12 protein-coding genes are annotated in these 14523 nt (G+C 39.3%); 4 read left to right on the forward strand and 8 right to left on the reverse strand.

The features are described 5' to 3' along the window. Positions 1-13: 13 nt before the first annotated feature. From hemW to NEOC95_RS09585, 3 genes are all read right to left on the reverse strand, one after another. On the reverse strand, positions 14-1159 hold the full coding sequence (hemW, locus tag NEOC95_RS02920) for a radical SAM family heme chaperone HemW (RefSeq protein WP_213151432.1): 1146 nt from the start codon (positions 1157-1159) through the stop codon (positions 14-16). Positions 1160-1209: 50 nt separating this feature from the next. Continuing rightward, positions 1210-1692 carry a hypothetical protein gene (locus NEOC95_RS02925; protein ID WP_039384409.1) on the reverse strand — a complete coding sequence of 161 codons (483 nt, stop codon included), beginning with the start codon at positions 1690-1692 and terminating at the stop codon, positions 1210-1212. A gap of 87 nt (positions 1693-1779) precedes the next feature. After that, on the reverse strand, positions 1780-3762 hold the full coding sequence (locus NEOC95_RS09585; protein ID WP_213151436.1) for a cytochrome c biogenesis protein: 1983 nt from the start codon (positions 3760-3762) through the stop codon (positions 1780-1782). 336 nt (positions 3763-4098) lie between these two features. Here NEOC95_RS09585 and NEOC95_RS02935 point away from each other — a divergent pair, with 336 nt between their 5' ends. Together NEOC95_RS02935 and NEOC95_RS02940 are read left to right on the forward strand one after the other, a co-directional pair. Continuing rightward, positions 4099-5280, forward strand: coding sequence for a hypothetical protein (locus NEOC95_RS02935; protein WP_213151437.1), 1182 nt, complete (start codon positions 4099-4101; stop codon positions 5278-5280). 277 nt (positions 5281-5557) lie between these two features. Continuing rightward, the gene (locus tag NEOC95_RS02940; protein ID WP_213151438.1) at positions 5558-6943 is read left to right on the forward strand and encodes a hypothetical protein; all 1386 of its coding nucleotides are present in this window, start codon (positions 5558-5560) and stop codon (positions 6941-6943) included. A gap of 291 nt (positions 6944-7234) precedes the next feature. On the opposite strand, the gene NEOC95_RS02945 is transcribed toward NEOC95_RS02940, so the two are convergent. The 4 genes from NEOC95_RS02945 to NEOC95_RS09795 all read right to left on the reverse strand — a co-directional run bounded on the left by NEOC95_RS02945 (position 7235) and on the right by NEOC95_RS09795 (position 11485). After that, the gene (locus NEOC95_RS02945) at positions 7235-9841 is read right to left on the reverse strand and encodes a hypothetical protein (RefSeq protein ID WP_213151439.1); all 2607 of its coding nucleotides are present in this window, start codon (positions 9839-9841) and stop codon (positions 7235-7237) included. Then, on the reverse strand, positions 9838-10488 hold the full coding sequence (locus tag NEOC95_RS02950) for a hypothetical protein (protein ID WP_213151440.1): 651 nt from the start codon (positions 10486-10488) through the stop codon (positions 9838-9840). Before NEOC95_RS02950 ends, NEOC95_RS02945 begins: the two co-directional genes overlap by 4 nt. 446 nt (positions 10489-10934) lie before the next feature. Then, positions 10935-11255, reverse strand: a complete 321-nt coding sequence (locus NEOC95_RS09790) for a transposase (RefSeq protein WP_213151444.1) — start codon at positions 11253-11255, stop codon at positions 10935-10937. Positions 11256-11305: 50 nt separating this feature from the next. Beyond that, positions 11306-11485, reverse strand: coding sequence for a hypothetical protein (locus tag NEOC95_RS09795; protein WP_166155148.1), 180 nt, complete (start codon positions 11483-11485; stop codon positions 11306-11308). A gap of 252 nt (positions 11486-11737) precedes the next feature. Between NEOC95_RS09795 and NEOC95_RS02965 the strand changes: the two genes are divergently transcribed. Then, complete coding sequence (locus NEOC95_RS02965) at positions 11738-11935, forward strand: hypothetical protein (protein WP_166157591.1); 198 nt, start codon at positions 11738-11740, stop codon at positions 11933-11935. A gap of 435 nt (positions 11936-12370) precedes the next feature. Next, positions 12371-14068 (forward strand): leucine-rich repeat domain-containing protein, encoded by a 1698-nt coding sequence (locus NEOC95_RS09800; RefSeq protein WP_213151442.1) that lies wholly within the window; start codon positions 12371-12373, stop codon positions 14066-14068. 257 nt (positions 14069-14325) lie between these two features. On the opposite strand, the gene NEOC95_RS09805 is transcribed toward NEOC95_RS09800, so the two are convergent. Continuing rightward, on the reverse strand, positions 14326-14523 hold a 198-nt coding region (locus NEOC95_RS09805), incomplete at its 5' end, for a transposase family protein (RefSeq protein ID WP_283248240.1).

The following is a 14523-nucleotide window of genomic DNA, read 5'->3' on the forward strand; positions in this document are numbered from 1 at the left end:
ATTTATAAGAAGTTTAGATGAGCTCGGTTGCTACCGTATCATAAAAAAGAACGCCTTGCTGGGAAAGGCTTATCCTATTTGATTCTTTATGAATAAATCCTTGCTCTTCTAAGTCGGTAAGATTTTGTAATGTCTCCTGGCTAAGTGCACCATGTGTTTGTTGAAAAGCTTTTAAATCAATTCCTTCTCTCATTCTTAGGCGAATCGTTAATAGCTCTCTTTGGCTTGCCTCAGGATCTAGCTGTTCTTCAAAATCAAGAGGAAAATTCTCATTGCTCAATAGATAAGCATAACGCTTAAGGTGAGCAATGTTACGAAAACGTTTGCCTTTCCAATAGCTAAATGCCGAGGGACCAAATCCTAAGAAAGGACGACCTGCCCAGTAGCCTGTGTTATGCTTAGACTGAAAGCCCTCTTGAGCAAAAGCTGATATTTCATATTGCTTTAAGTGGCAGCTATTTAGCATTGCTTGAGCCATCTCATACATTTGTAAACTTAAGTCAGGATCTGGCAAAGTTTTCAGTAAAAGATTACGATATTTAAAAAAGGTAGTATGAGGTTCAATAGTTAAATTATAAAGCGATAAATGTTTGATGGGTAATTGGCTTACTTGCAAAAGCGTTTCTTTCCAAATGGCTAGAGTTTGGTTAGGAAGGTCGTACATGAGATCGATGGTAAGATTTTTTATCCCGGCTTCATAGGAGGTCCAAACTGCTTCGATAGCCTTTTCTGCGCTATGTTGTCTTTCTAGCTTTTCTAATAGAGTATTGCTGAGTGTTTGTATGCCTATGCTCACCCGATTGACACCGGCTAGCGCATAAGCTTGCATAAGAGAAAAAGTAATAGTTTCTGGATTGGCTTCGAGGGTAACCTCAGTGGTTAAAGGATCAAAGTTTACATCGCGTTTGATCCATTCAATAATTTCACTTAGATACTCTACTCCTAATAAAGAAGGCGTACCCCCACCAAAATAAATGCTAACAATTTCTTTATCGATAAGATCAGGAAGGCGTAACGACCATTCCTTAGCCAAAGCTTGCATGAAAATATCTTTCAGCTCTTGGCGATTAGGTAACACATAAAAGTGGCAATAGCCACATTTATGTGTACAGAAAGGTATATGAAAATAAAGACTAATAGGCTCTTTAGGGGGCGGCATTTAAATTGAATATCTTAATTTTTAACAAAGGAGGAGGCTCTTTATTCACTCTACCATTCATCTGCATCAGGGTCTATGATTCCTCCGCGGCGCCATCGATTGCGATCGCTGAAATAAGATTCCTCTTCTTCTTCCTCTTCCTCAGCATTTTCATCGCGTGTAGCTCCCTCTTCATCTTCAGTTTCATCCTTTTCCTCAATCACAGAGCTTTCTACATCAATGGCATCAGTCTCCATGTCAAAAGCTGTATCGCCTATGCCTGCCCCTGTATCTCCCATATCTATGTCAGGGATAGTTGGCATTTCGGTGTAGCCTGCTCGGGCTGTAGGGCGTTTAGGAGCTATATATTCTTCCGCTTCGCCACTTTCTTTTAGAAACTTAAGCCTTTCTTTCTCTTCTTCAATCTTAGTCTGAATAGCGCGTATTTCTTCCTTATGTTTATCCATATCCTTTTTAGGAACGAGGCCGAGCTTAAGCCATTGTTCAAGATCGTTAAGTTCTACTTCAAGTTTTTTTAATCTTTCACTTTTAATATGTTTCATGGGGTTCCTATAAGCTAACCTATTATTGGGGGATTTGTGTAGGCTTTTGGTTGCATGCTAAAATTTTAACAAATCATTTTATTTCCGTTCAAAAGATTTTACCTGTACAGCTTTTAAATGAAAATAGCCAGCAACTATTAAAAAAAATAGTTCCGCTAAAATAAACAGATAATAATAAATTTCGCCCCCTGCTCCAAATCCATAGCTATGTAATCCTGTACCTAAGATGTAGTTCACTCCATACCATGTAAAGCTAATAGCTAGCAAGCCTAATATCGACCCCATTGCTAATCCAAAGAAATAGATATGCTTAAAGGTGTAGGCATGGATGAAGATAAGATAAATGCAGCTAGAGATAAAGGCCCATGATTCTTTAGGATCCCAATCCCAAAAGCGGCCCCAACTTTGAGCTGCCCAAATCCCTCCTAATAGAGTACCTGGAATAAGAAGAATAACTCCCACATAGACTGCTTGCAAAATTGTTTGGCCTAATTCTCGCATCTCGGACGTTTCCTGTTTATGAATTAAATATTGACAAAGGTAGATCTGTCCTAAAACGCCTGCTAAAGCAAAGACTCCGTAGCTGCCTACTACCATTAAAACATGAATAATTAACCAATAGTGAGAATCTAAAACAGCTTGAACATTTTCTAAGCTGCTTCCTAAGCCCGTCACTTTAATCATAATAATTAAAGCTAACGCTACGATAGATGCGCTTAACATAATGAATGAATTTTTTATTTTCCTTGCAAGCGCAAGGCTTGTCAATACAGCGATCCATGGTACATAAATCACGGTTTCAAACATATTGGATACCGGAGGACGCTCTAAAATAAGACAGCGAAGAACTAAAATTAGAGTATTTAAACAAAATGCTAGGAAGATACAGCAAGAACCAATTTTATTAAATTTTTGCTTTTTCTGGCTAAGTCCAATGGAGAATAGGATAATAGCTAAGCTGTAGAGAGCGATAGTGGCTTCGATTAAAGGTAATTGATAATACCAATGCTCCATTCTTAACTTTTTGATAGAAGGATAGGTAAGAGATTTCCCCCAAGCCTTTTGAATAGGCTGTCCAATTAAAGGATGATAATTATCCATCAGTAGATTAGCTAGCTGCTGCTTATATTCTTTATTGTTATAATCCTTGATAAGCTTATAGTAAAGGTCGCGTAGCTGCTCAAACTGTTCATTAGGATAAAGAGTAAAATTGGAAATAGGCTCTAATAGATTTTTTTCTACATTGTAGTGATGCATGGTAAGAGCATTAAGAGAATACCATTCCCCATCTTTTGCGGGCAAAACCTTGAGGATTGTGCCCGCATAAGCTAGTCTTTGGCTTAAAGGATATTCTTGCTCAAGAAATTCTGCGATTTGATAGGGGGCTAAGTTTTTTGCTGTTAAGTGCCGATAAAGGGCTTGATACTCCTTATCTCCCTCGGCATAAGGACCTTTCAGATAGGAAAACTGTTTTAAAGCTTGTAAAATTCTTAAAATTTCTTCATTAAGATGGCGATGTTTTTTAACATGGTCAGAAGTAAGCTCCTCACTGGGATCGGAAGTCATAAATCCGGGCTTAAGGTATTGCCAAGGAGGGTTTTTAGGATGGGCGGTAATAAAAACTTGACCTTTTTTGAAGATCGCCCAGAGCCCAGAAGATAGATGACTTAACTCCATTTTTTCTCTATTGGCGTAGTTAGGAGCTTCAAAATAAGCCTTAAGGAAATGGTAGGTCACTAATTCTTTAATCAAGGCAAGATTAGTTTTTTTGCGCTCATAAATCGCTTGATGAAGCTGTTGATAGGTAAAATAATTATCTTTCACGGGAAGGTCTAATAATTGTTTCAAGCGGGCCGAGTAAATCCAAAAAAGGGGAGTGTCATCCCAGTGATAATGAGCCTGAAATTGAAGATGCCAAAGAAGAGATAAGGCTGAAGGCCCAATCCTATGGAAAGCTTGATAATGCTGTGACTTGATAGATTGTCGATGATAATAGCCTTCAAGCCATAAGCGAGCTGTTACCTCCAAAGGTCTAAACCGGCCTTTAAAAGAGGTAGGCACCTCCTTCAAAGCTAGTTCGCTTAGCTCATAACTATTCAATGAAGAGGAAGGAATCAAAATTATTAGTAATAATAAAAATAATAAAAGATAAAAAAAAGTTTTCAGCCAACCTAAATAAATTTTGCACGCCTTATCCATTTACTTAACCTATAAGTCCTACTGTTTTTCGCTATCTTATTGAAAATAATCTTTTGCAGCAAATAGATGATGAGTTTATCCTTTAAAGGAAAAGCTTGGCTTAAAGCAAGTTATACAGTGTTCTAAGATAAGATTTAAAATGTAATTAACAATTTTTAATTAATTAACTGTAATAGTTCTTTATTATAAATATTAAATATGTTATTGTATAAATTTAAATTTGGACACAATATGGCAGCAAGAAATATAAATGAATTGGGTTCACGTGCTTTTCATATTTATGAAGGACCTACCCATCAGGCGGATAAAAGAGAAAAAATAGGAAATTTATTTTATTTTTTTGCTAATGTAGCTTTTGGTAAGAAAATAATCTTTCAAAAAGATGGGTATTCGGTAAAAGTTAGGAGCCTTGCTCTACGCATTTTAGCAGGCATGGCTGCTATTGTTTGCTTTAAGCTTACCATCATAGGTAGGATTTTGATTGCAAGCTCAGCCTCCCATCGCTTAGCATTCGATGCTCTTGTAAACATGCATTGCTCTTCTGCAAATAGCCTTTTACCTTCTAACCATAATAGCTCCGTTGATTCCTATGTAAGGCGGTCTTATGCAAATACCGTTATCAAGGCTAGTCCACAAAAAGGCTTTGAAGGTTTAAAAAAGGTAAAGAGGCTTCCTCTTAACAACTCTAGCTCGCTCAAGCCAAAATCGGCAGTTCTGAATGCTCCTTTTGTTGTAACCCCTAAGATTTTATCTAGCGTTAAGCTAAAGCCTATTCAACCAGGTCTTCCTCATGCTTCAGCTAAAGCAAATGTAAACACTAGCCTGAGCCCTTTGCAAGCCACAGCTAAGCAGATAACTAAGAGCAGCAGCCCTATCTCCAGTTTATCAGTACCGTACCAAGAAACTCTAATGAGGGCTCATTTGGATGTGGCAAGCTCAGAATCAAGCCAGCAAGATTTAGTGGCTCATAAATCGATGAGTATGCCAGATCTTTTGTTAAATATGACGGGTGCATTTTGGTGCAAGCTTTCGCAGCTTAAGGAGAAAAATACTTCATCCGCAGGGGAAGAAAAATCTCCTATTGAGGAAAGTGAATGGGAGCTAAGCGATGATGATCAAAATGGCCAATTTGATTATACCGAGCTCGACCGGGAATTTTTAAATAAAAATCGCTCTTATGACCCATCTGGTAGCATGAGGAGTGCTACAAGTAAGAATTCTTATAGCGCTTTAGGAAAAAAAGAAAAAACTTCAGAGGAAGACCAATTAGAAAAGGCCTCATGTCAAGAGTTATTAACGAGCAGCTTAAATAGCTTACGCCTAGCTATAGCACAAGATGAAAGCGATAGTGAAGAGGAAAGCTTAGACTTTGCCTTTTAGAAATGATTGGATAAAAACTATCCCGCTGTTCTTTAAGATTTATCGGTTAATACCTCCCGTGTTTTATAAATACCCTAGGTATTCTTTATTATTTATTCTAGATTTTTTGTTAAGGCTTTGCTTATCTGTCAAGCCATAGGAAATCAATTTCCGCCTCGTTTCTCTACCTCTTATCTCTATAAACTTCTAAACAGGCTTTTTAAAGTTGTAATTGTAAACTATTTGGGTATTTATTAATATGCACGTTGGTATTCAAATTTTTGCATAAAGGTGTCATATGGCTACACGTGTTACTAAACTTAAGTTTTTTTCTATAGATGCCTCTCCCGCTAATTGGGCTCTCCATAAAGCTGTTTTAAGTGAAACAGGTAGATGTCGTTTAGCTGCGCGTGGTTGGGTGTTTGTGTCAACAATATCTTGTGTGCCTTCTGCAGGCCAACAACTAGCTAATCTTATTATCAAAATGGCTGCTGCTACCTATATCACTACCTTAGGTCAAATACCTGCTTTGAAAAAAAGAAGTTGGAGTAAGCTTGAAAGCTATAACCTCATCTCTGAAAATCTTTCCAAAAGCTGGGTGAATGTTGCTTTGCATGCCTATAAATTTGTAATGTTTTTAACTATTTCTCCTATTTGTTGTTTAATAACTGGTATCGTTTCGCCTAAAACCTGCAAAGATATTCATGATAAATTGCACCTTACAGGTCCGCAGCAAGCCCAAGTTGGCTTAAATGAATCACCTTCTGACCCTACCTCTTTACCATCTTCTCAAGCAGTTGAATCTTTGCCTGCTGCTAAAAAAGCTGCGCTATCTACAGATACGCAATCTCGTCCTCTACCTGCCATTCCTAGTAATGGAGTGCCTCCACCCCCACCACTCCCACCTAATAGCTTCATCAATCCCTCAAACATAGAAGAGGAGAAGGATGTCGAAGATTTGCTAGACCTTATTTTAGCGATGAAGTTAAAAAGTGTAACTCCCCAAGAAGCTGAAGAGCATTCCGAAGCTGAAAACGATATCTTACTACAAACATTCGGAAGTGCCTTTAACCAAATGGCTAATAAGCTAAGTAACGAGCCAGGATCAACAAATAGCTCGGCACGTAACTCGGTAAACTTGGATGAATGGCGGGATAGCCCCAGTCATTCTGCACGTAACTCAACCATGTACGCACAAGAGCCACTCTTAATAGGGATAGAACGAGAAAAGCTAGTGGAGGAAGAGCTCGTACAAAGGTTAGAGGCAGTCAAAAATGACGATGAGCATGTAGAAAGCCAGGTCCAGCTTCCTGCTCAAGGTGACATTAAAAAAGAAGCGCAGACTTTGGAAGACAAGAGAGAAAAAGATAATGAGCAAGAGAAAACTTTATCGATGGAAGATATTCATCAGAAGATAAAGAGAAGACGCCGTGCGCTTGAGACTTTTAATACGCTAACGGCAGCTCAGCAATCTCTTATCCGTACTAAACTTAACCCTAATCAGAAAAATATTCTTAACAAACTAGTTGAATTGCCACCTGAACCCAAAGCTGAACCTCAGCATGGAAGCACAGCCAACAAATCAGCAAAGGTGGCTGCGGAAACTAATAACTCAGCTGCTTCTAAAAGCAACAAAAGGCGAAGAAGAAGGAATGCTGCTAGAAAAAATGTTAAGCCTTCTTAGGGCTTTACATGGAGGCAGGGTGGTAGCAGAAGTATTAAATCACAAAAGCTTATTTAATAACTTCTTCGCTTCACCTCCCTCTATGTTTATAAAAATCAATGTTGTATGCGCATGCCTAAGCTGAAAAATATATTAAAGTGTTTAGGTTTTTATAGATTAACTATAGACTTTTTGAGCGGGTTTTTAAGTGGCTCTTAAGCTTATAGAAAAAAAACCGGCCTTGACGATGAGGGAGCTGATAGGGTGTGTGAAACAAATGGCAGGCGCAACGATTGAATCCTGCAGACTCTTTTAACGTCTCTTGTAGGGTTGCATCCACCAAAGTAACCCAATTCCTAAACTTATCATCAGCACCCCGGGGTAGGTGAGCCAATATTTAGCAGGATCATAATTCACTAAAATCTGTGCATGTTGGACAGCCACTTCCGTAGGCGGGGAGAGATTGGCTAAGTAAAAACGATAGCCCTCAGGCGTTTGGTAGATATTATTCATGCTAAGGGTTTTTTCTATCCTAGTATTCCTTTTTAAATCATGGATAAAAATATCACTTTCATAGCTATAAGGCTGGGTGGTACCTGGATAATTGATTTGCCGAGCATCATGTAAACGTATTTTATAAGGAATATCCCTAAATAAAGGTTGAAAACGTATAAGATACTTCCCTTTCAAAACAGGCCAAAGAAGCTTCTTGCCGTATGGGTCATAGGTGAGAGTAATAAGCTCTTTATAAGTGCCTTCTTTTAACTCCAAGGTAAGCAAAGGCAGATTATGCTCCCATTTAGGCAAGGATTTAGCTTTGGTTTGCTTTAAAGTCAGAGGGCTCTTGAGTATCACCTCATCTGCGTTTAAACTAGCTGAAAGGACACTAGCCTCCTCGCTAGAAAGGCTTTTTGTAGCTAAAGGAGCATTGTAAAGTAAATGTGCGATGAGTTCTACTTTAGAGGGCGGGTAGCTAAAATTTTCTTCTTTATTCTGAATTTGATAGCTTATATAAGCTTTTTTTATCTCTTCCATAGCATAAGAGTTATCTGGCAGCACGTTGATCAATAGGGCTAATTGCTGGGCCCTTAGGGGTGCTAAGGGAGATAATATTTTTAGAACCTTATCAAAATATAAGCGGCTTGCATGGTAAGAACGAATGATCTGCAGAGAGTGCATAGGCTCACGTAGGTTAGATAAAGTGATACCGTACGCTTTTAAATAAGCTGACAGGGCTTTAGCAGAAAACGTAGCTGGCATCCTAGAAGGAGGTGGTAGCTGTGAAGCTACAGCAAATAATTGCTGCGCAAACAAAGAGATCATATGATCCATATTATTGTTATCTAATGACACAAACGGGAGTGCAAAAGGCCATTTTCTCTTTGTTAAAATTTGCGAAAAATTTTTTCCTTCCTCCAATTCTTTTTCAATTTCCTCCAGGAAAAGGCATAGCCATCCGCAGGCATACTGCTCTTGTTGTGGGAGAATGTTCCAGTTTAGCTTATGAAAAAGCCTCTCTAATGAAGGCGAATAAGGAGCTGTAAATAATAAAGAGGAGGAGTTTTCCCAAGCGTGGAGAAAATTTACTGTGGCCTCTGCAAACTCTTGATGAGACGCATCAGCGGCCTGCTTTAGCAATTGTAGGGGAGGAGAAAGAGTAGAATATTGTTCTATGCCTTGCCGTAACTTTATGGCAATCCGTAAGAGTTCTGCTTGCTCTTTATCTGTACGGCTGCAAGGAAAATCTTCAAAGGGGAACGACATTTGCACTTGATATCCTTCAAATCCATCCTCATAAGCGGTAATGGATGTAAGCTTTTCCTTTGTGCAAGATTGAGTATACACCTCGCCATGGGCATTAAAAAAGTAAAGATAATTATCTTCTTGCTCGTCTTGCATAATTAAGCAGGTGGGCTCTTTAAACAAATCAAGAGTAAAAGGCAGCTTCCCCCTATGAGGGCTAGAGATATTTTGATTAAGCAAACTATCGGGACCAGCAAGCCGGATCACCATTTTTTCATGGTTAATTTGCACCTGCAAAGTAGGTTGTGTCAGCTCATTCAATGTAGGGTCGTCCCAATCCAAAGCAAAAGAAAATTGAGCTGTATCTATCTCTAAAGGAGCTAACAAAAGTTTAGCTAAAGACTCTTCTACAAGGGTTTTTCCTCCTTCGGTTTCAGAAATCTTTACAGTTAAATTTTGCAGATAGAAATATTTAGCAGCCTCACTGATAAAAGGAGTTTTTAAGGCAATTAAGTTCCACGGCTGAGCATTTTCATGATGAAGATGAGCTTTAAAAGGGGGGAGAAGAGGCTTGTTATCCTGGAATTCTATTAAAGGAATGGGGGTTATACCTGTAATGATAGCTTGATTGCCTTTAACCCATGTTTCTTTATGCTCATAAGAATGAGGAGCATAATCAATCACCCTCATCTCTACATCCTCAAACTTCACCGGTTGGTGTATCAATTGATTTAAAGGATACTCTCTTTGAATCTTCTTATAAGCGTTTTCTATTCCCTTTTTCTCTAAATGGATAGCATAAGTATGCGGAAGAAAGATTTGGTGGCTAGCCCCCCCTTCTATAATACCCATACAGCCTTGAATACCATAATAATTGTTGATAATAAGACCGCTTAATAGCATGAGTAGTCCGCAGTGAGTTATCAAAAAGGGAATATGCCTAACACGAAAAGGCCATCTTCTTAAGGCGGAGACCAAAATATTAATAAAAAATCCTCCTGCTAGGCTACGAAATAGGGGATTGTGATAGGTAAGATAGGCAGAAGAAAGGTGAGACTGGCTTTGCGCTTCTAGAAGTGTTCCTAAAGCTGCTACAAGAATTGCTAGTGCCAGTAGCATGATGGCAAGTTGTATGCTTCCTAAAAAATGATAAAATTTTAAAAGATGTTTCATCATAAATCTTCAATAAGGTGGAAACTTCGAGCAAAAGCAATGATAGACTGCCGGTATCTTTGCATTAAGAATGGGGGGCCTATAGCTTTGATGGTTACATCGCTTCTCATTTGTCTATATTTTTTTAGAAGGTAAGGAGAGCCTGGGGCGACAAGGTGGTGATAATGTTCAGGAGCTAATTGTAAAATCCAAGCAAACATTGTTGTTTGGCTCCCCTTTATCTCTCCTGTAGCTTCAAACCAAAAGCCACAATACCCTCCAAAGGCTTGAGATGTTAGGGAGACAGTCTCGGGATCCAATGGATGAAGCTGCTTTTTCCAACGAGAAATATAGGTAAAAGGGGAGGGGCGTTGATAGATATTATCGGAGGGAAAATTATGGATAGTAATAGAAACTTTTTCATCCTGATGAACAATATAAAATTCTATAATTGCTTGCCTAGTATCAGCTCGAGGATCTAAAGGAGAAGGATGGTGTTGTATCCAATTAGCATCCACTTTTAAGCGGTAGATAATCGGTTTACTTTCAGAGGCTTCCTCACCACGTGCGGCAATTTCCACGTATTTTAAAGTAGCATTGGAAGAATCTTGAGTTGAACAGCTGCAGCTGATCCAAGTGAGCAATATAATTGTGAAGAATTTTATTCTCATCAAAAGCTTTTATAAATAAGGGATTTTTAATAAAATTAGAGGCCCATATAGCTAAAAAATTCTTTATCTGCCTAAAGTGCTAGACGTTTGTAACTTCTCTAAGTCTTAGTCTTTTTACCTAAATCAGACCTTGTTGCGTAAATGCTTTAATAGCTCCTCTAAAGATATATCACATAAGTTAGCACCCATTGTCTTGGGCATTCCAAGTTTTGTCCTCTTGTTCATAACCAAGGATTTGGCATATAATGCGCTTGTTGATAAGCTAATTTCCTAGAGCGAAACTATCCTCCAAAGCTTCTTTTAAAGTGGCACATCGCCGTTTCGGCAAACTATCTTCTGTGATAGCCGCAAAGCTTCTTCCAGAGCTGCCTGGTCTCCTCATCTTCTCCAAAGCCTTGAATGATTTTTAAAGCATTATTTTTTTTCATCAAAGGTTTGTCCGCCTCTTAGCTTAGCCTTCCTTCTCTTTTTGGAGGTACCAAAGGATCTATATCCCGCACATAAGATGATCGACACGAAGCTTGTCTATCATAAGCGCCATCTCTATAAGCAGTTTGTACACTCTTTGGTAGCTCAAAGATCATTTGGCTTGCCACTGAATCACCGACTTTATTGCTCTTTATTAATTCTCTTAAAATAATCTTATGCGAATCTGGGCAAATGGCTAGATGAATCTTTCTGCAAATTCTTCGCTTGGCTTTGCCATGCTGGTGCGCTTTCCACTCTCTTTCGCTATAGACCTTTACTCCAGAGGAATTAAAGACTATGTCTGTTGGACGCTTTAAGGCTTAACTTTTTAAGCCCTTGCCTAAGCTTCTTAGCACGCCTGCAAATGCGTGTATAACAAGGAATAGGCAAACCCAAAGCCAGCAAAGTAATCAGCGATAACAAAAATCCTCGCAAGGCTTAGGAGGGGCAAATGATAAACCGCTCCAATCAACAGCGTGCATAGGATAGCATCAGCAGAGTAAATTCTTGGGCGTCCCTTCTTACCCATGCTTTTATTTTCCCTCCATCCTTTAATGGTTTCACCCGAAAGCTATAAAGTTATGCTTTCTCTTTGCACTAAAGCTTTGTTATACTCGGGCCCATTACGTAGGCGGTAGTTAAGCTTTTTTCCATAGCTTGCCTATATTTTTGTTTTTGTAAACTAATTTTATAGCTCTTAAGAGTGAAAGAGCAATCTTATCGCCTACACTTCTTATCATTTACGCAACAACACCACTTTAAGGCGAAAATGCTTTAAATCATGTTGGATTATATAGTAGGAGATAACGCTCTCTATACGCCAACTACCTCACAAGTCTTTAAAAGAGAACAAAGCTTATTTGCCACGCGTGTGTCTATGCAAATCAAAGAGGTCAAAGAACTCATATTTGAAGCGCCTTACGACAAAACTGTAGAGATACGAGCTTTTAAGGCTACCCCTTTGCTATGCCGGTGTTGAACAAAGATGGGTAGTCATCCTCAGCCAAGCGGCCTATCCAAGAGAATGCCGTACTTTAGCCAAGCATTACCTTAAGGGCAATGAAAAAGAAGCCCAAGCCTTTATTAAGCTCCATACAGTAAGAGTTTTTATGTCCAAGCGATGCTAAACGTCCATTAGATGAGTTTGTAAAAAAACTTAAATATATATAGCTCATAGAACTTCGATGTATTGCAAATCAAACGCATACTACGTCTAATCGGCCTAAAGCTGAGCAAAAACCTTTTATATCTAGTTATCGCCTACAAGACATAATATCTTGCTCTTTGCTTAACAAGTTAGCCGATACCCCTCTTGTAATAAGGATACGAATTCGTTTGACTTGCTTTTTTAATTTTTTTATATTGCCTTTATAAATAAAAATGCTGAGAAGTCATTACTACCCAAGGAAATAAGATGCATTCTATCTCATCGACATCTATTGAAAGCTTGCCCAATGAATTGCTACTCCCTATCTTAGAGGCTTGCGCAGTTCCTTCCTTATTTAGCGTCTGTAAAAGATGGCATCATCTGCTGGCTTCTGAAGTGATGCCTTCTCTTTATAAAAAAATAGGTAAAGTACATGTTCCTCAAGGAAATGTTAAGGAGCAAGCTTTTATTGTAGATAGGATTTATAAGCTGAATGATAGGCTTTCCGAAGGAGAAAAAGCTAAGGCAATCTTCAAGGAGGCCTTTACTCTAGCTAAATCCCTTGCTCCTGCGGAGCTAGAATTTAAATGGGAAACCCAGGAAAAAAGGTGCTTTACTTTGGCTAACTATGCCTCTTATCTTATAAATATTAATCGTCTGTTAATGTGGAAAGCACTGCCTGGTGGAGGGGCATACTTAAGTCAAGAAAAAATCAAGTATTTACCTTTAGAAAAAAAAGGAGAGCTTCTTAGAGATTGGATTGAAGAAAATTGTAAAAACATCACGGCTTTAGATTTATCTAAAGCACGCTTGACTTACTTACCCCCAGAAATAGGCCAATTGTCTCAGCTGCAAGAGCTTGATTTAAGCCAAAACCAACTCACCAACCTTCCTGCAGAAATCGGGCAGCTATCTCAGCTGCAATGGCTTCACTTAAATCAAAACCAGCTCACTAGCCTGCCTGCAGGAATCGAGCGGTTGCCTCAACTGAAAGGGCTTTACTTAGACCAAAACCAACTCACCAACCTTCCTGCAGGAATCGGGCAGCTATCTCAGCTGCAATGGCTTCACTTAAATCAAAACCAGCTCACTAGCCTGCCTGCAGGAATCGAGCGGTTGCCTCAACTGAAAGGGCTTTACTTAGACCAAAACCAGCTCACCAGCCTGCCTACAGAAATCGGGCAGCTGTCTGAGCTGCAATATCTTCGCTTAAATCAAAACCAGCTCACTAGCCTGCCTGCAGAAATTGGGCAGCTGTCTCAGCTGCATACGCTTGAATTAAATCAAAACCAGCTCACCAGCCTTCCTACTGAAATCGGGCAATTGTTTCGGCTGGCACGGCTTGACTTAAATCAAAACCAGCTCACCAGCCTGCCTGCAGAAATCGGGCAGCTGTCTCAGCTGCAAAGGCTTTACTTAAATCAAAATCAGCTCACCAGCCTGCCTGCAGAGATAGGGCAATTGTCTTCGCTGCAAGAGCTTTACTTAGACCAAAGCCAGCTCACCAGCCTGCCTGCAGAGATAGGGCAATTGTCTGAGCTGCAAAGACTTTACTTAAACCAGAACCAGCTCACCAGCCTTCCTGCAGAAATTGGGCAATTGTCTGAGCTGCAAAGACTTTACTTAAACCAGAACCAGCTCACCAGTCTGCCTGCAGAAATCGGGCAATTGTCTGAGCTGCTACATCTTTACTTAAATCAAAACCAGCTCACCAGCCTGCCTGCAGAAATCGGGCAATTGTCTGAGCTGCGAACGCTTTACTTAAATCAAAACCAGCTCACCAGCCTGCCTGCAGAAATCGGGCAGCTGTCTCAGCTGCAAAGGCTTTACTTAAATCAAAATCAGCTCACCAGCCTGCCTGCAGAAATTGGGCAGCTGCCTCGGCTGCAAAGGCAAGAGCTTGAATTAACGGGAAATCCTTTGAAAGATATTGCAGAAAAAATAAGGCAGCGTTTCCAATTGTAGAATCGCCTTAAGTACTTTTTAAATTGAGGGTGAGCTAAAATGGAGTAAAAAACTTTTAGCCAACTTATCTTTAAGCAAATCATCCGCTTTCCTTCCCGCCACTTAAGTAAGCTTAAGCTAACCTACACATTTATAATGACAAGAAGTTTTTCTTTTTTTCTGCAGAGTGTTATGGCTGGAAGGACCAGGGTTAACGCATTATAAATAAATTTTTTAAAAGTTCTTCTCTGTAAGTAATATTAGACCTCTTTCGAAACTCACGTATTTAATTCCCAGTTATAGATTGCTGCAATTAAGTTGAAGCGAAGTGCAAACCTTTTACGTCTATTTCTGTAACGATCGGCTATAATTTTAAATCGCTTAAGGAGGCCAATCACGTTTTCATTGGCAACTCTTTCTCTGGATAAACTTTGATTTGTTCTTTTATCCTCTTGAGTTAAAGGCTTCTTCTTACT

This window comes from Neochlamydia sp. AcF95, from assembly GCF_018342455.1.
Taxonomy (GTDB): domain Bacteria; phylum Chlamydiota; class Chlamydiia; order Chlamydiales; family Parachlamydiaceae; genus Neochlamydia.